This window comes from Geodermatophilus sp. CPCC 205506, assembly GCF_051383635.1.
GTDB lineage: Bacteria > Actinomycetota > Actinomycetes > Mycobacteriales > Geodermatophilaceae > Geodermatophilus.
On sequence record NZ_JALPKP010000001.1, the window covers coordinates 70895 to 87695 of the forward strand.

14 protein-coding genes are annotated in these 16801 nt (G+C 75.1%); 8 read left to right on the plus strand and 6 right to left on the minus strand.

From position 1 onward, the window contains the following. Positions 1-48 precede the first annotated feature (48 nt). Both MY520_RS00290 and MY520_RS00295 read right to left on the minus strand, forming a co-directional pair. Complete coding sequence (locus MY520_RS00290) at positions 49-1122, minus strand: LCP family protein (RefSeq protein WP_436688911.1); 1074 nt, start codon at positions 1120-1122, stop codon at positions 49-51. 96 nt (positions 1123-1218) lie between these two features. After that, a complete protein-coding gene (locus tag MY520_RS00295; protein WP_436688913.1) occupies positions 1219-1383 on the minus strand; it encodes a hypothetical protein in 165 nt (54 codons plus the stop codon). A gap of 144 nt (positions 1384-1527) precedes the next feature. Here MY520_RS00295 and MY520_RS00300 point away from each other — a divergent pair, with 144 nt between their 5' ends. From MY520_RS00300 to galE, 7 genes are all read left to right on the plus strand, one after another. Then, on the plus strand, positions 1528-1674 hold the full coding sequence (locus MY520_RS00300) for a hypothetical protein (RefSeq protein WP_436688915.1): 147 nt from the start codon (positions 1528-1530) through the stop codon (positions 1672-1674). Between the two features lie 113 nt (positions 1675-1787). After that, entirely contained in the window at positions 1788-3107 is a 1320-nt protein-coding gene (locus tag MY520_RS00305; RefSeq protein WP_436688917.1) for a UDP-glucose dehydrogenase family protein, read from the plus strand. A gap of 142 nt (positions 3108-3249) precedes the next feature. Next, a complete protein-coding gene (locus tag MY520_RS00310; protein WP_436688919.1) occupies positions 3250-4071 on the plus strand; it encodes a hypothetical protein in 822 nt (273 codons plus the stop codon). 121 nt (positions 4072-4192) lie between these two features. Then, positions 4193-5524 (plus strand): glycosyltransferase, encoded by a 1332-nt coding sequence (locus MY520_RS00315; RefSeq protein WP_436688921.1) that lies wholly within the window; start codon positions 4193-4195, stop codon positions 5522-5524. Positions 5525-5899: 375 nt separating this feature from the next. Next, positions 5900-7222: a hypothetical protein gene (locus MY520_RS00320; protein ID WP_436688923.1), complete on the plus strand. Its 1323-nt coding sequence runs from the start codon at positions 5900-5902 to the stop codon at positions 7220-7222. A 160-nt stretch (positions 7223-7382) separates the two neighbouring features. Beyond that, entirely contained in the window at positions 7383-8291 is a 909-nt protein-coding gene (locus tag MY520_RS00325) for a glycosyltransferase family 2 protein (RefSeq protein ID WP_436688925.1), read from the plus strand. A 101-nt stretch (positions 8292-8392) separates the two neighbouring features. After that, entirely contained in the window at positions 8393-9370 is a 978-nt protein-coding gene (gene galE, locus MY520_RS00330; protein WP_436688927.1) for a UDP-glucose 4-epimerase GalE, read from the plus strand. Positions 9371-9451: 81 nt separating this feature from the next. Here the strand turns inward: galE and MY520_RS00335 are convergent, their stop codons facing one another. Continuing rightward, positions 9452-10537: an acyltransferase family protein gene (locus MY520_RS00335; protein ID WP_436688929.1), complete on the minus strand. Its 1086-nt coding sequence runs from the start codon at positions 10535-10537 to the stop codon at positions 9452-9454. A 221-nt stretch (positions 10538-10758) separates the two neighbouring features. On the opposite strand from MY520_RS00335, the gene MY520_RS00340 reads away from it, so the two are divergent. Continuing rightward, positions 10759-12741 carry a non-ribosomal peptide synthetase gene (locus MY520_RS00340; protein ID WP_436688931.1) on the plus strand — a complete coding sequence of 661 codons (1983 nt, stop codon included), beginning with the start codon at positions 10759-10761 and terminating at the stop codon, positions 12739-12741. A gap of 99 nt (positions 12742-12840) precedes the next feature. On the opposite strand, the gene MY520_RS00345 is transcribed toward MY520_RS00340, so the two are convergent. From MY520_RS00345 to MY520_RS00355, 3 genes are all read right to left on the minus strand, one after another. Further along, complete coding sequence (locus MY520_RS00345) at positions 12841-14217, minus strand: glycosyltransferase (protein WP_436688933.1); 1377 nt, start codon at positions 14215-14217, stop codon at positions 12841-12843. Positions 14218-14304: 87 nt separating this feature from the next. Beyond that, a complete protein-coding gene (locus MY520_RS00350) occupies positions 14305-14553 on the minus strand; it encodes a hypothetical protein (protein ID WP_436688935.1) in 249 nt (82 codons plus the stop codon). 2 nt (positions 14554-14555) lie between these two features. Further along, positions 14556-16769, minus strand: coding sequence for a serine/threonine protein kinase (locus MY520_RS00355; RefSeq protein ID WP_436688937.1), 2214 nt, complete (start codon positions 16767-16769; stop codon positions 14556-14558). Positions 16770-16801: the final 32 nt, after the last annotated feature.

Here is a 16801-nt window from a genome sequence, read left to right on the forward strand (position 1 = left end):
TCGCCGGTCGAGTCGCACGAGGGCTGCGACGAGCAGGGAGTGCTCCGGTCAGCGGGGGACGGCGGGCAGGGCCTCGTCGTCGAACTCCGCGGCGTTCTGCGACAGCGAGTCGCTGGCCAGGTACGCCCACATCCGGTCGGCGGTGACGTCGTCGAGGTAGACGACGCTGGCCCGGCCCTCCGTGCCCGTACCCAGGACCGGCGCGGTGAAGAAGTCGACGCTGTCCGGCGTCAGACCGCGCAGCGAGTAGGCCAGCGCCAGCAGGTCGCCGTTGCCGAGGGCGTCGTCCACCGCGACGGCGTTGGTCACCGCCAGCAGCGCGGAGTCCAGGCGCCCGGCGTCGGTGAACGTGTCGGTGCTGAAGAGCTTGGCGAACAGCGCCTGCAGGTACTGCTGCTGCCGCCGCACCCGGTCGAAGTCGCCGCCGAGCAGGCCGTACCGCTGGCCGAGGTACCAGCGGGCCTGGTCGCCGTCGAGGTGGTTGACGCCGGCGGGGAAGGTGTAGGGCCCGTTGCTGGTGGTCTCCGCGACGACGACGTCGACGCCGCCGAGGTCGTCGGTGACCTGGATGGTCCCCTGGAAGTCGATGGCGACGTAGTGGTCGATGCGCACGTCGGTGAGCTGCTCGACGGTCTGGATGAGCAGCGGAGGGCCGCCGAACGCGTACGCGGCGTTGATCTTGTTGCGGCCGTGGCCGGGGATGTCCACCCACGAGTCGCGGGGGATCGAGACGATCTGGGCGTGCTGCCGGTCGGCCGAGAACCGGGCCAGCATGATCGCGTCGGAGCGTCCGCCCGCGGCCACGCCGGTCCCGGCCGTGGCCCGGGTGTCGGAGCCGACCAGCAGGAACGTGACCGGCTCGGCGCCGACTGCCTGGGCCGGCGTCGCCGGCGCCGGGCGGGCGCTCTCCTCGAGGCCCTCGAAGACGTCGGAGACGCGGGCGATGTTGCCGGCGTACCGCTCGGTGAGGAACCACATCCCGCCGCCGACGACCAGGGCGAGGACCACCCCCAGGACGCCGAGGCTGACGAGCACCTGCCGCAGCGCGCGTCGGCGCGAGGGTGACGGCAGGCGCCCCTCGTCCGTGTACTGCTCCGGCACCGTGGTCGCAGCAGCGCTCATGAGTCCCCCGTCCGGCCGGCTGTAGGGCCGAAGCTATGGAGGGGGAACCGCGTGGGACAGCCCCTGCCACCCGCACGGGTGAGGCGAACGGCGAGGTCAGCCGGGTGGTCGCGGCGCGGGCAGGCCGGCGGCGGGCGGCGGGGCCACGGGGACGTCCAGCGACGCCTGCCGGTCGGCGAGGTGGATGGACCGGCCGACGACGACGGCCGCGACGAGGGCCACCGCCACCCAGGTCAGCGCCACGGCCACGACCCACACCACGTGCGTGATTACACCGGCGCACCCTGTGAGAAAGCTGCCCCCAACGTGGGGGACCACCCGTCCGTGACGGCGACACGCGGTGATCTGTGACGGAGGGGTACCCACCCATTCCCCTGCGTGGTGGGCCACGGCACACTGGTGGGCGTGATCCTGCCGTTCCGCAACCCGCGCACGCCCGGACGCAGCCTCGTGACCGGGCACTGGCACCGCTTCCGCTGGTCCGGGGAGGACGCCTTCAGCGGATCGAGTCTCTACACCTGCCGCTGCGGCGTCGTCCGGCCCGCTCCCTGAGGCCTCACTCCGCCTGGGGATCCCTCCCATTTGTGGGATGGCCTGCGCCTACGGGCCCCCGTAGCGTTCTCCTCCCGGCAGGGACGCCGGAACTGTCCCGGGGGTGGGAGTCAATGAGGATCTCGGTCATCGGCTGCGGCTACCTCGGCGCCGTCCATGCGGCGTCGATGGTGGAGCTGGGCCACGAGGTCGTCGGCATCGACGTCGACGGCGCCAAGGTGGCGGCGCTGTGCAACGCGACCACGCCCTTCTACGAGCCCGGCTTCGACGAGCTGCTGGCCCGCACGCTGGCCACCGGACGGCTGCGCTTCAGCACCGACATCGCCGACGCCGCCGGTTCCACCGTCCACTTCCTCTGCGTGGGCACGCCGCAGAAGCACGGCGAGTACGCCGCCGACCTGCGCTTCGTCGACGCCGCCGCGGAGTCGCTGCTCCAGGTGCTCGAGCCGGGCGACCTCGTCGCCGGCAAGTCCACCGTGCCGGTCGGCACCGCGTCCCGCCTGGCGGAGATGGTGGGGGAGAAGGTCCCCGGAGCGCTGCTGGCCTGGAACCCCGAGTTCCTCCGCGAGGGCTTCGCCGTCCACGACACCCTGCACCCCGACCGCCTGGTCTACGGCCTGCCCGAGGGCCCGGACGGCGAGACCGTCGAGCGGGTGCTCGACGAGGTGTACGCCCCGATCGTCGCCCGCGGGACGCCGAAGGTGACCACCGACTACGCCACCGCGGAGATGGTGAAGACGGCGGCCAACTCGTTCCTCGCCACGAAGATCAGCTTCATCAACGCCATGGCCGAGCTGTGCGAGTCGACCGGTGCCGACGTCAAGCTGCTCGCCGACGCGATCGGCTACGACGACCGGATCGGCCGCAAGTTCCTCAACGCCGGTCTCGGCTTCGGCGGCGGCTGCCTGCCCAAGGACATCCGCGCCTTCATGGCCCGCGCCGGCGAGCTCGGTGCCGACCAGGCGCTGACCTTCCTGCGCGAGGTCGACAACATCAACATGCGCCGGCGGATCCGCATGGTCGAGCTGGCCCGCGAGGTCTGCGACGGCTCGCTGCTCGGCAAGCGGGTCGCCGTCCTGGGTGCGGCCTTCAAGCCCGACTCCGACGACATCCGCGACAGCCCGGCGCTCAACGTCGCCGCCCAGCTGCAGCTGCAGGGCGCCGTCGTGCGGGTCACGGACCCGGCGGCGATCGCCAACTCCGCGCGGGAGTGGCCGCACCTGGACTTCTCCGCGACGCCGGAGGAGGCCGCCGAGCGCGCCGACCTGGTGCTCCTGCTCACCGAGTGGCGGCAGTACTGCGAGCTCGACCCGGTCGCCTTCGGCAAGGTCGTCGCCCAGAAGCGCGTCCTCGACGGCCGCAACGCGCTGGACCGCGAGGCCTGGACGGCGGCCGGCTGGAGCTACCGGGCTCTCGGGCGCCGCGCCGGCTGACGTCACGTCACCCTCGCCCGGCGGTGGCGGCGGGCAGCCCTCCTGCCGATGAGTGGGGTCGCGGGGTACCGCACGACCCCTGAGCCACCCGCTCGGGTGACAGGGGGTCACGCCCGGCCGCCGGCCGGCCGATGACTCCCGTGTGTGGTTCTGGGTCCTCGGGGGACTGATCGTCTGGGTGCTGGTCGCCCTGGCCGTCGGCGTGGTCGTCGGTCGCGGCATCCGGCTGGCCGACTCACAGGCCGGGCTCGCCCCCGCCCGGAGCCCGCGCGTCGCGCGCCGCCGCATCCCCCTCCCGCCGGTCGGTGTCGGCCTGGCCGCCACCGCCGTGCTGCTCGAGGCCGTCGGCTTCGTCAGCCGGCTCACGGGCACGACCGGCACGGCCGCCCGCGCGTTCTCCATGGACGCCCCCTACTCCCTGCCCCGCATGTTCGTCGCGGCCCTCTTCACGGCTGCCGCGCTCGCCGCCCTCGCCGGCGCGTCCCGCATCCCCGGCCGCCGGGCCTGGTGGACCGCCGTCGGGCTGGTGGCGGCCGCCGTCGCCATGGTCAAGGCCGGCAGCACCGTGCACGCCGACGGCATGGCCCGCCTCGCCGACGCGGTCGGCTCCACCGGCGCGACGGCGTTCAGCGTCGCGCTCGCCACCGGCGTGCTCGCCGTCCTCGCGTTCGTCAGCCGCGCCGAGCGCCGCGACCGGCGCCGCGTGCTCGGCTGCCTCGCCGCCTACGCCGTCGCCTCCGTGGGCCTCTCCGCGGTCTCCGTCGCCGCGAGCGAGCGGTGGATGGCCACCGCGACCTTCCTCGAGGAGTCGGGGGAGGCCCTCGCCGGCGTCGCCCTGCTCGTCGCCGTCCTCGTCGGCGTCGCGCCGCGCGTGGCGCTCCCCGCCTCGTGGGCGCTGCGGCGGGAGTCCGACGCGGCCACCCTCGAGGTCGCCGAGCGGCTGCCCCGCACCGCCCGCGGCTGATCCGGCACCGGGCTGTGATCTCGGCGACGACCAGCTGATCTGCAGGTTCCTCACAGGAACGGGTCCTACCGTTGCCTCGAGCAACGACGCTCTTCCCGCCGTCGGACAAGGGAGGGCCCCCGTGCGCCTGTTCGGAACCACCCGCACCGGCACCCCCGCCCCCGCCGGCCGGGGGACGTGGTGCTGCGAGTTCGAGCTCTCCGGCGACGCCGTCCCCCGGGCGGTCACCGAGCCGGCCGGCCAGGAGCAGGCGCGGGTGCTCGTCCGGCTGCACGGCGAGCCGCTGGGGTACCTGGGCGTGCCCCTTCCCCCCACCGGGCTGGACGTCGACGACCTGGTGCGCCTCGCTCACGCGACGTTCGCCCGCGGCATCGCCGCGCACCTCGCCGAGGAGGGCGTCCACGACGAACGTCTCCCGGGGCGGCCGGCGGCGGCCGGGGGGCGCTGCCCGAACCGGGTGGTCGCCGATGACCTCGTCACGGTCGTCGTCTGCACCCGGGACCGCAGCGCGGTCCTCGCCTCCTGCCTGGAGCGGCTGCGCCGGCTCACCCACGGTGCCGTCGAGGTCCTGGTGGTCGACAACGCGCCGTCCGACGACGGCACCCGGCGCCTCGTCGAGTCGGTGGCCCGCGAGGACCCGCGGTTCCGCTACACCGTGGAGCCGCGTCCGGGGCTGTCGTTCGCACGCAACCGGGGCCTGGCGGAGGCGGCCGGGCGCTTCGTCCTGTTCACCGACGACGACGTGTCCGTCGACCCGGACTGGGTGCAGGGGGCGCTGCGCGGCTTCCGGCGGCGGGACGACGTGGCCTGCGTGACCGGGCTGGTGTGCACGGCCGACATCACCAGCGCCGCCGAGGCGTACTTCGACGCCCGGGCCAGCTCCTGGTCCTCCCGCACCGAGGCGCGGCTGTTCGACCTGGCCGGGGACCGCGACGCGTCGGCGCTCTACCCCTACGCCCCGGGCATCTTCGGCACGGGGGCGAACTTCGGCTTCGACCGCGACCACCTCCGCGCCCTCGGCGGCTTCGACGAGGCCCTCGGGGCCGGCACGCGGACCCGGGGTGGTGAGGACCTCGACGTCTTCGTCCGCGTCCTGCGCAGCGGCCGTGCCATCGCCTACGAGCCGGCCGCGGTGGTCTGGCACCACCACCGGGCCGACGACGCCGCGCTGCTCAGGCAGCTGTACGGCTACGGCACCGGTCTGTCCGCCTTCGTGGTCAAGTGCCTGATGTCGGCGGGGACGCGCGGCGAGGTGCTGCGCCGGCTGATCGTCGGTGCGCGGCGGCTGGCCGCGATGCCCGGCGACGCCGGCGACCGGCTGGACGGCCGGTCGGCCCGGCCGGACGGGGCGCTGCGGCGCGAGCTGCTCGGCGTCGCCGTCGGCCCGCTGCTGTACCTGCTCGCGCTGGCCGACCTCCGTCGCCGGCCCCACGGAGTTCCCTCGGCTCCCTGACCCTCCCGGGCGACACCGCCACCGGCCCTCGCCCGGTGGCGGTCACTCGGCGTGCCCGCGATCCCGCCGCGCGCCTCGCCGACCTGACCTGCGGCTCCTCCGCCCGGAACGCCTCCGGCGTCCAGAAACCGCTGCTCAGCTGGCGCGTCCGACTACCCAGAGTCAGACACGCCGGGGTGTCGACCGAGTCACTCTCGAATCGGTTGCCTCACTCGTTCGGTGCACGGAGGGTCGCACGGGGTGACGTGGGGCCAGATGCCCGCTCACCAGCCACATCGCCGTCCGTGCGGGTGTGGAGCGGGGGGCCAGGACGTGCGGATCAGCGGCAGTGCGGGGGGAGCGGTCGGCGTCGCCGACGCGCCGGCCTCCTCTGCCGTGCCCGCTCGGCGCCGCACCCGCTCCCTCCTGCTCGGCCTGCTCTTCACGGCCGGGCTGTGGGCCCTGCTCGTCGTCGTGGCCGGTGCCGCCCACGCCTCCGGGCCCGAGTCGCCCGTCGGCGACCAGGGCTCGGTCTCGGGCCCCGGGCCGGCGGGCGCGGGCTCCGCGCCCGGGTTCGACGCCGGACCCGAGATCTGCCCGGACGGCGAGGTGCCGGTCGACGACGAGAACGGCGTCCGCCCGTTCGTGTGCGTCCCCGTGAGCGGCTCCGAGGACGCCGGTGCGCCGGACCAGGGTCCCTCCGAGGACCCCGGCACGCCGGGCACCGGGGGTACCCCGCCCGTCGAGCCGCCCGCCCCCACCGCTCCCGCCGGCACCCCGCCCGTCGAGCCGCCCGCCCCCACCGCTCCCGCCGGCACCCCGCCGGCGACACCGGCCACCGACACCCCTGGGACCGCCACGCCTCCGGCCGACGGCGCGACCGACCAGGCGGCCGCGGATCAGGCGGCGGCCGAGAAGGCGGCCGCGGATCAGGCGGCCGCGGATCAGGCGGCGGCAGAGAAGGCGGCGGCCGAGAAGGCCGCCGCGGAGAAGAAAGCCGCGGAGAAGAAGGCTGCGCAGGAGAAGGCGGCCGCGGACAAGGCCGCCGCGGAGAAGGCTGCGCAGGACAAGGCGGCCGCGGAGAAGGCCGCCGCGGAGAAGGCGGCGGCCGAGCAACTGGCGTCCGAGAAGGCGAAGGCGGCGGCCCAGAAGGTGGCTGCGGAGGCGGCCACCGCGACCGCGGCCACGACCGATCCGCCGGCTCCGGTCACCCGCGAGGACGTGCCCACGGTCGTCGTCGAGACCTGCGTCGCGCTGCCCGCCCCGGCCCTCTCCGCGCCCGAGACCCCGGCCGCGGCCGCCCCGAGTGACCCGGTGGGCTCCGACGGGACACCCGTCCCGGACCAGCCGGACAGCTCGCGCAGTGCCGTGCCCGCCTCCGCGGCGGTCGCCGCGCCGGCGCAGAGCGCCGACACCGGCCCGCCGCCGGCCGCGGTCGCCGCGAGCCAGGACGCGCCGCCGAGCGCTCCGCTGCCGGCCGCTCCCGTGTCGCCGCCTCCCGCACCCCCGGCCACGCCACCGGCGCCGTGCTCGACCACGGCCGCCTCCGGCAGCTACGCGTCCGGCTCCGGCCAGCAGCACGGCCTCTCCGGCCTGCCCCTGGCAGTCCTCGGCACCGAGATCTCGGCGCCGGCTCCCACCGCCGTCGCCCTCCACTCGGTCGACGTCCCCGGCGAGGTCGTCGGCGGCGGCGACGACCCGGGCTCCCGCCCCGACTGACCCCTCCTCACTCCGGCCGACCGCCGGTGCCCTGCGGCACCCGCGTGCGCCCGCCGGGGTCTCCGCGCGCCGGGCCACGGGGCCGACGCGCTGACAGGTCGTCATCGGCGTCCACGGACGCCGTCATCAATGGCATTGCCACGAGCCAGAGGGCTGAGGAATGAGAGAAGCGAAGATCGTCGTCGACGTCCGGCCGCCCGCCGAGGTCGTCCCCCACCCCCGCGCGTACACCGGTCCGCTCCGGACCGCCGTGCCGCGGGTCAGCGTGGTCATCCCCACCTACAACGAGGCCAAGAACCTCCCGCACGTGTTCTCCCGTCTCCCGGAGGACGTGCACGAGGTGATCGTCGTCGACGGCCGCAGCGTCGACGACACGATCGAGGTGGCGCGCTCGCTGCGTCCCGACGTGCGGGTCGTGCTGCAGAACCGCCGCGGCAAGGGCAACGCCATGGCGTGCGGTTTCGAGCACGCCACCGGCGACGTCGTGGTCATGCTCGATGCCGACGGGTCGGCCGACCCGCAGGAGATCCCGCGGTTCGTGGCAGCGCTCACCGACGGCGCCGACTTCGCCAAGGGCACCCGGTTCGCCAACGGCGGCGGCAGCGCCGACATCACGCGCACCCGCGCCTGGGGCAACCGGTGGCTGAACCGGATCGCCAACACGCTGTTCGGCACCCGCTACACCGACCTCTGCTACGGCTACAACGCCTTCTGGACGCGCTGCCTGCCGGCGCTGGAGCTCGACGCCAGCGACCGGGGCCGGGAGGACAAGCTGTGGGGTGACGGGTTCGAGATCGAGACGATCATCAACACCCGCATGGCCAAGGCCGGGCTGCGGATCACCGAGGTGCCGAGCTACGAGTTCGAGCGCATCCACGGCGAGAGCAACCTGAACACCTGGCGCGACGGCGTCCGCGTGCTGCGCGCTCTCGTCGTCGAGCGGGTCAACCGCAAGGGCCGGCGCTCGCACCGGCGCCTGGTCGACGACGAGATCCAGGCGGCGGACAACGTGCGGCGGATGCCGCCCAACTTCGTCGTCGAGCCGGAGGACGAGGCGCGGTGGGGGTGAGCCGGGTGTGGCCGGCGTCCTGAGGCCGGCGTCCACCCGTACGAGGGGGACGTCGGGCCGAAGGGGGCTGGCCACGCCCGGGGCTGGTTACGCTGCGTTCCGTGACATGGCTGGTGACCGGGGGAGCCGGGTACATCGGGGCGCACGTCGTCTCGGCGATGCGCGAGGGTGGCCAGGAGGTGGTCGTCCTCGACGACCTCTCCAGCGGCGACCCGGCGCGGATCCCGGGCACGACGCTCGTGCAGGGCAGCGTCCTCGACGCCGGACGGGTCGCGCAGGTCCTCCGCGACCACGACGTCCGGGGCGTCGTGCACGTCGCGGCCAAGAAGCAGGTCGAGGAGTCGGTCAACCGGCCGCTGTACTACTACCGCGAGAACGTCGAGGGTCTGCGGGTGCTCCTCGAGGCGGCCACCGACGCCGGGGTCGGGTCGTTCATCTTCTCGTCGAGCGCCGCCGTCTACGGCTCGCCGGACGTCGACGTGGTCGACGAGGACACCCCGTGCCTGCCGGTCAACCCGTACGGGACGACGAAGCTCGTCGGTGAGCGCATGGTGGAGGAGGTCTCCGCCGCCACCGGGCTGCGCTACGTCAACCTGCGCTACTTCAACGTCGCCGGCGCCGGCACGCCCGCGCTGACCGACCGCGGGGTCTCCAACCTCGTGCCCATGGTCTTCCAGCGCCTCGCCCAGCAGCAGGCTCCGCGCATCTTCGGCGACGACTACGACACCCCCGACGGCACCTGCATCCGCGACTTCATCCACGTCGCCGACGTGGCCTCCGCCCACGTCGCTGCGGCCGCGGCGCTCGCCGACGGGCGGGTGGACGCCCTGACGGCCAACATCGGCCGGGGCGAGGGCGTCTCCGTGCAGGAGATGATCCAGACGATCCGCCGGGTCACCGGCACCGTCGACCAGGACTGGTCGCGGCCGGCCGTCGAGCCGCGCCGGGCCGGCGACCCCGCCCGCGTGGTGGCCTCCGCCGACCGCATCCGCGAGGCGCTGGGCTGGAAGGCCCGCTACGGCGTCGAGGAGATGGTGGCGTCGGCCTGGGCCGGCTGGACGGCGCGCGCGGCGGGCTGAGCCGGCACCGCCGAGGCATAGGAGGCTATGCCCACGTCCGGCGCCTCAGGACGTAGGCAAAGCTTCCTATGCCTGCCGGGGTCAGACCCGGTCGCCCTCGCGCGCGTGCGGGTCGCCCGCGCCGGTGAGCTCGGCGTCGTCGTCGTGGGTGAGCTCCTCGGGCGGGGCCAGGGCCACCGACCGCGACCGGCCGCGCAGCAGCTTGTTGAACGGCCGCTCGACCACCAGGTGCAGGACGACGGCGCAGACGCAGGCGGTGGCCGCGATGATCAGCGCCATCACCCACTGCGGCCCGATCTCCCAGAGGTGGGGCGCCAGGTTGATGATGACCAGCTCGTGCACCAGGTACAGCGCGAAGGACGCCTCGCCGGCGAAGATCAGCGCCCGGCTGCGCAGCCAGCCGCCCCGGCCGTCGAGGTCCCGGGCCGCCGCGGAGAGCAGCACCAGCAGGAACGGCACCGGCATGATCACGTTGGGCAGCGGGAACGGCGCCCGGTAGCAGATCGCCAGGCCGGCGACGACGGCGACCGCGGCCACCAGCGGGTGCACCCGGGGCCGCCACCCCTCGCGCAGCGCCAGCCCGGCGACGACGCCGAGCAGGAACTCGCTGAACCGCAGCACCGGCAGGTGCTCGCCCAGCCCGGCGTCCTGCAGGCCGACGTACCCGGCCACGACCAGGGCGACCAGGGGCAGCGCCCACTGGACGACGCCCGGCACCCGCCGCAACACGTAGACGGTCAGCGGGAACATCGCGTAGAAGAACAGCTCGCAGCTCAGCGACCAGGCCACGCCGTTCATCCCGAAGACCACCTCGGGATCGGTCCACCAGCTCTGCACGAGGAAGAGGTTGGGGACGGCGATCTCCCAGCTCCGCGCCACCGCGACGACCGGCACCAGCGCGGCGACCCCGACCATCACCGCGTGGCTGGGCCACACCCGGGCGAAGCGGTGCCGGTAGAACCGGCGCGCGGGCAGCGCGGGGTCGGTCCCCCAGGCCAGCACGAAGCCGGAGAGGACGAAGAAGAACGAGACCCCGATGAAGCCCAGCGTCGACAGCGACGCGGGCAGCGACGCGATCCCCCACTGGTCGAGGTGGAAGACGACGACGACCGCCGCGGCGAAGAGGCGGAGGGACGTCAGCCGCGGCAGCGCGGTTCCCCGTGACATTCGCGGCAATCTACCCACGGGATCCCGGGTTCGGCACGGCTGCGGCCTGTCGGCGGGGTCCCCGGCGAACGGCCACCCGAACGGGTGGCGACCCGTGTCACCCCCGAGTGGTAGCCGGGCCGGCTGACCTGGCGGTGGTTGTGGAACGGGCCGCGGCTGCCCCAAGGTGGCAGGCGCGAGCCGGCGCCGACGGGCGTCCGGGGATGGGAGAGCACACCACCATGAGCGCAGCGACCACGAGCGGGGAGCTGCCCCTGCTGCAGTTGCCGGGGCACTACACGTCGGTGGCCGAGCGCCTCCGCGAGGTCTCCACGCACCGCGCCGACCGGCCGGCCCTGGTGGCCGCGGACGGCGATCTCACCTACGCCGAGCTGCAGCAGCGGGTGGACGCGGTGGCCCGGGCACTGGCGGGCCTGCCCACCGTGGCCGAGGACGGCACCCGCCGGCCGGTCGGGCTCCTCGCGGAGCAGGGCTCGGCGAGCGTCGCGGCGATGCTCGGCGTGATGGCCGCCGGCCACCCGTGCGTGCTGCTCGACGTGCTGCTGCCGCCCGCGCGGATGGCGACCATCGCCGAGCGGGCCGGGGTGTCCGTCGTCCTGGCAGACGACGAGCGCCGCGACGTCGCCGCCGGGCTGCCCGGCGTGCAGGCCGTGGCCGGCCTCGTGCCCAACGGCCTCGTGCCCGACGGCCCCGGTGACGGCGGCCCCGCAGCGGCCGTCACGCTCGACGACCCCGCGTCGCTGGTCTTCACCTCGGGCAGCACCGGCCTGCCCAAGGGCGTCGTGTGGACCCACCGCACCGTCCTCGCCTGTGGCTACACCAGCCGGGCCACGCTGCGCGCCACGACCGAGGACCGCATGGCCCTCGTCGTGCCCCAGGCCTTCGCCGTCGGCCAGCTGATGATCCTCGCGGCCCTCCTGAACGGGGCCACGCTGTGCATCCGCGACCCCCGGGTCAACGGCATCCGCGACCTCACCGAGTGGCTCGAGGCCACCCGCGTCACGGTGCTGTCCTGCACGCCGTCCCTGCTGCGCGCCGTCCACGGGGCGCTGCCGGAGGGGAGGGTCCTCGACTCGGTCCGCATCGTGACCACCGCCGGCGAGAAGCTCTACGGCAGCGACGTCACCGACTTCCGGAGCCACCTGACCGCCGAGGCGAGCTTCGTCAACTGGATGGGGTCGTCGGAGACCGAGGCGCTCACCGCCTACGAGATGCGGTCGACGGACCCGGTGCCCGCCGGCGCGGTGCCCATCGGGCGGGCCGTGCCGCTGCGCGACCTCGCCATCCTGGGCCCCGACGAGGAGCCGGTGCCCGCCGGCGAGGTCGGCGTGCTGCACGCGACCTCGGCCTACTTCTCGGCCGGCTACTGGAACGCCCCGACGGCGACGGCGGAGCGCTTCCGCACCGAACCGGACGGCCGCACCCGCTACTGCACCGGCGACCGCGCCCGGATGGACGCCGACGGCCTCGTCGAGATCCTCGGCCGGGCCGACGACTCGGTGAAGATCCGCGGCTACCTGGTCGAGCCGGGGGAGGTGGAGGTCGCGCTGCGGGCGCTGCCCACCGTCCTCGACGCCGTCGTCCGGGGGGTCGGCGTCGACGACTCGACCCGGCTGGTGGCCTGGGTCGTCCCCGACCCGCACCAGCCCGCGCCCACCGAGGCCGCGCTGCGCAGCGACGTCGGCCGCGCCCTGCCGGACTGGATGGTGCCCCGGGACGTCGTCTTCCTGCCCGAGCTGCCCCGCAACGAGCGCGGCAAGGTCGACGTCGGGGCGCTGCCCCCCGTGCCGGAGCGGCGCGAGGTCACCGCGCCCGGGACCGAGACCGAGACCGCCCTCGCCGGCATCTGGGAGCCCATCCTCAAGGTCGACGGCGTCGGCCGGGAGGACAGCTTCACCGCGCTCGGCGGGGAGTCCCTGGCGATCGAGGAGATGCTCGCCGCGGTCGAGGAGCGCTACAAGGCGCGGCTGACCGCCGACGACCTCATCGACCACCCGACGCTGGCCGAGTTCGCGGCGTTCGTGGACAGCCGGCGCGCCGGCGGGCTGGCCGGACGGCTGTCGGCGGTCGCCCCACGGCTGGAGGCGGCGGGCAAGGCCGTCGCCCCGCGGCTCGAGGCGGCAGGCAAGGCGGTGGCCCCGCACCTCGAGGCGGCCGGCAAGGCCGTCAGCGGGCTGCTGAGGGGCCGCAAGCGCCGTCCCTGATCGCCGCCCGACGATGCCGAGGCCCGGTTCCGACACCGGAACCGGGCCTCGGCGCGTTCGACCACAGGGCAGAGATGGCCATTTCTGCCCTACCGGAGGTCAGCCGGCCAGGCGCTGCGCCGTCCGGCGCCGGCTGCGCAAGTAGGCCACCGGTCCGACGAGGACGCCCAGCAGCTCCAGGGCGGTGAGCACCCGCGGGAACTCCGCGGACTTGCCCTTGTTCTTCGCCGAGCCCGGCCGGGCCACGTGCGCCACGCCCCGCGGGATCCGCCGCAGCACGTCGACGGCGGTCTTCCGGTCCTCGAACACCCACTTGGTGACCGTGGCCGAGAGCCCGACGCCGTAGCGGTACATCTGCTTGCGCAGCGCCTCCATCGACCGGCGGTGGTAGTGCCACATCAGCGCGGCGGGTTCGTAGACGACGGTGTGCCCGGCGCTGATCGTCCGGCGCAGGACGTCGAGGTCCTCCCCGCCCCAGGCCACCGTGCCGGCGCCGAGGTCGATCGCGAACCCGCCCAGGTCGCGCAGCACCTGGGTGCGGAACGCCATGTTGGCGCCGGACCCGAACTGCCCGGAGTCGTACGGGTAGAGCGGGGATTCGCGGCGGTGGTCGGTCAGGTTGAAGACCTGCCGCGCGAAGCCCTTGTGGAAGCCGCCGTACTCCTCGAGGAAGACCTGGGCCACCGTCTCCTGCTCGGCCGGCAGGATCGCGCCGGTCACGCAGGCGACGCCCTCGGCGGCGCCGAAGCCGGCGACCAGCCGCTCCACCCAGCGGTGGTCGACCAGGACGTCGTCGTCGGTGAAGACGACGATCTCGCCGCGCGCGGCCTCGAGCCCCTTGTTGCGGGCGAAGGACAGGCCCCGGCGCGGCTCGTGCACCCAGCGCACCCGGTCGTCGCCGGCGAACGCGGCGTCCATGGCGGTGCGCAGCGGCTCGCCGTCGTCGTCGTTGTCCACGACGACGACCTCCAGCGGCTCCCACGAGCTGGTCAGGACCCGGCGGACGCAGGCGATGGTCGGCTCGACGTTGCGCAGGCTGGCGATGGTCACCGTGACCAGCGGCCGGTCGGCGGGCAGCCCGGGCGCGGCCGGCACGCCGGGGCGCGGGACCAGCAGGTCCTCGGCCGACGTCGGGGCCGGGACGCCGAGCCGCTCGGCGGCCGCGGTCAGCTCCGCGCGGGCGGTCGCCCAGGCGGCGTCGGCGGCGGCGCGCACGACCTCGTCGTCGGGCGCCGTCACCTGGACGACGTCGATCTGCTCGCCGAGCCACCGGACGAGCACCCGGGCGTCGGGGTGGTCGGGGCGGCGCTCGGGGTCCGGGTACTCGATCGCGCCGGACTCCAGGTCGACGGCGAGGACGCGCCGGGGCCGGAACGCCCGCGCTCCGGTGGGCTCGTCCGCCTGCGGCGGGGCCACCCGCAGGGGCGCGGGGGCCGGCGAGGCGGCCGGCTGCTCGGCGACGCGTTCGGGGTTCATCTTCTCCTGCTGTCGGGACGGCGGGACCGGGCGGTCCCGGAGTCAGCGGGCCGCCTGCGGGCGGCTCCGGTGGATGCGGGGCGGGCCTCAGAACGCCAGGGTCGCCAGGCGGACGACGGTCGCGGCCAGGCAGCCGGCGACCAGCACGGCGAGCAGCAGCTGCAGCACCCGACCGGCCCCACGGGAGCGCCGGGCGACGACGCGGCTGTCGCCGTCCGTGCGCGCGACGGTGCCGTCGGCGGAGGTGCGCTCGTCGCGCACCTCGAGCGCGAGCGCGACCACCACGGTCAGGCCGATGAGGGTCATCCCCAGCCAGCCGGTCAGAGCGTCGACCACGGTCAGCCTCCCTGCGCCACGAGCCGGAGGACCTGCGCGTCCGGCCCGCTGTAGATCCGTTCGTACAGGCCGCGGGCGACGAGCTCGTCGGCCAGCGCCGTGCTCGCGCCCGGCGGGTCACCGGCCGCCAGCTCCCGCTGCGCGTCCTGCGCTCGGCTGGCCACGATGAAGTCCGGCTGGCGGTCGAGCGCGCACTCCAGCGCGCCGGTGCCGCAGAACTCCTCGTCCATGACCAGCGGCTCGTACTCGCCCACCCGGTCGGCCCCGTAGGCGCCGGCGGTGGCGAGGAAGCCGACGGTGTCCCCGGGGTCCAGTTCGTCCCACAGCACCTGCGCGGCGGCGACGTCGTCGGCGGTGACCCGCTCGAAGGACACGTTCACGCCGCGGACGGCGGTACCCACCATCACCCATGCGGTGAGGACCACCGCGAGCACCACGGCCGGGACCAGCGCCCGCCGCGTCGCCAGCCTCTTCAGCGCGAGCGCGCTCAGCGGCGCGAGGATCGGGGCGGCGAAGAGGAAGGTCCGCAGCATGACCTCGCCGCCGTAGCTCTGCATGGCGACCAGGGCGCCGGCGCCCACCAGCAGGAGCCCGGTCAGCAGGGCGTCGGGACGGCGGCGGATCGTCCAGAGCCCGACCAGGGCCAGGAGGCCGTAGAGCAGTGACCAGCCGATCCGCAGGTTCTGCATGAGCTGGTAGGTCTCGTCGCCGGCCACGACGCGCGAGGAGACCGCGCTGTCCAGGTTGCCGAACAGCTGGCCGACGTCGCCGAGGACGTTGTCGAGGTGGCCCACCCAGTAGTCGCTGGCCGCGTAGCTGAACCAGCCGAGGAACAGCAGCGCGGCGACCAGCCACAGCCGGCGGTGCCGCGTGTAGCCGGTCAGCGCGAAGAGGAACGCGGTGATCACCAGGCTGATCGGCGTCAGCTGGTGCCCGACGACCAGCGCCGCGGCGATGAACACCAGGGCGGCCAGCCGCGCCAGCGACTGGCCCGGCGTCGTCCCGGCGGGCAGGCCCGGACGGCGCTTCCAGACCTGCAGCGCCTTCGACCACAGCCCACCGGTCAGCGGCGCCACCGGCGCCGCGGTGGCCTCCCAGAGCAGGGTGGCGAGCACCGCCAGGTACAGCACGAAGGCGGTGGCCTGCGGGGCGAAGTAGTCCTGCTGCACCCAGTTGGCGCCCAGGTAGAGGAACACCGCCAGCCAGGCCAGCCGGCCCGACCGGGTCACGCAGCGGGCCACGACCAGGATCGCCGGGATCGCCAGCACGTTGTAGACGAACGGCGCGAAGGCGAGGAACGCGCTCGCGTCGGCCACCCCGCCGAGCTGCACCAGCTGCGCGGCGACGGTGAAGAACGCCGGCCAGCTGGCGCGCGCGTCCAGGCCGTCGAAGGACTGCTGGTTCTCGGCGATGTAGTCGGCGAACCCGACGTGCAGCCACCCGGTGGGCACGCCGGCCACGCCGTCGGTGACGTTGACGAACGCGTACACGATCAGCGCCAGGACGACGGCGGCGGCTCCGAGGACCACCGGGTCCGGCCGGCGGCTGGACAGGTGGAGGGCGGCGACCGCGGCCACGAGGACGACGGCGGCCACGTACGGCCAGGCGACGACGCCGACGACGCCGGTGGCGCCCGCATCGTCGAGGTCGGTCCACCGGGTGGCCAGCCACCACAGCGCGACGGCGGCGGCCAGCACGGCCAGCGCCACGGGGCGGCCGCGCAGCCCGCGGGCCGCCGGTGCGGACGTTCCGCGCGGCGCGTCGTCCCCGGGTTCCGGGAGGGGCAGCCGCGTGAGTGCCCATGCCGTGGCCACGAGGCCGACGGCGGAGCTGACCGCCGCCCAGCCCAGCGGGCTCCACCAGCCGGTGCCGAGGCCGGCGGTGGCCAGCAGCAGCGCGGTGGCGATGCTGAGCGCGACGGCCAGCGCGGCGGGCAGCAGCTTCCCGGGCAGCCGCAGCAGCGCGGCCAGCGGCACCCCGGGCACGGTCAGCACGAACAGGACGGCGAGCACCGGGCGGCCGGGGACGTCGACGTCCAGCGCGGCGACGACCGGGGTGGCCACGGCCACCAGCGCGGCGGCCAGCAGGACGGCGCGCTCGCGGGCGGGGTGCCGGCGCGGGGCGACGTCGCGGGTCGAGGGCTCCTGGCCCGGGGGCGGGACCGCCTCCGCGATCCTCGAGGCGCCGTCTCCGGCGGCCGTGCCGGTCGCGGACATCAGTGGACTCCTCCAGACGACGTGCGCGGCCG

Coding starts and splice junctions, on each gene's coding strand:
- MY520_RS00290 (WP_436688911.1), bottom strand. CDS start 1,122: ATGAGCGCTGCTGCGACCACGGTGCCGGAGCAGTACACGGACGAGGGG.
- MY520_RS00305 (WP_436688917.1), top strand. CDS start 1,788: ATGAGGATCTCGGTCATCGGCTGCGGCTACCTCGGCGCCGTCCATGCG.
- MY520_RS00325 (WP_436688925.1), top strand. CDS start 7,383: ATGAGAGAAGCGAAGATCGTCGTCGACGTCCGGCCGCCCGCCGAGGTC.
- MY520_RS00335 (WP_436688929.1), bottom strand. CDS start 10,537: ATGTCACGGGGAACCGCGCTGCCGCGGCTGACGTCCCTCCGCCTCTTC.
- MY520_RS00340 (WP_436688931.1), top strand. CDS start 10,759: ATGAGCGCAGCGACCACGAGCGGGGAGCTGCCCCTGCTGCAGTTGCCG.
- MY520_RS00345 (WP_436688933.1), bottom strand. CDS start 14,217: ATGAACCCCGAACGCGTCGCCGAGCAGCCGGCCGCCTCGCCGGCCCCC.
- MY520_RS00355 (WP_436688937.1), bottom strand. CDS start 16,769: ATGTCCGCGACCGGCACGGCCGCCGGAGACGGCGCCTCGAGGATCGCG.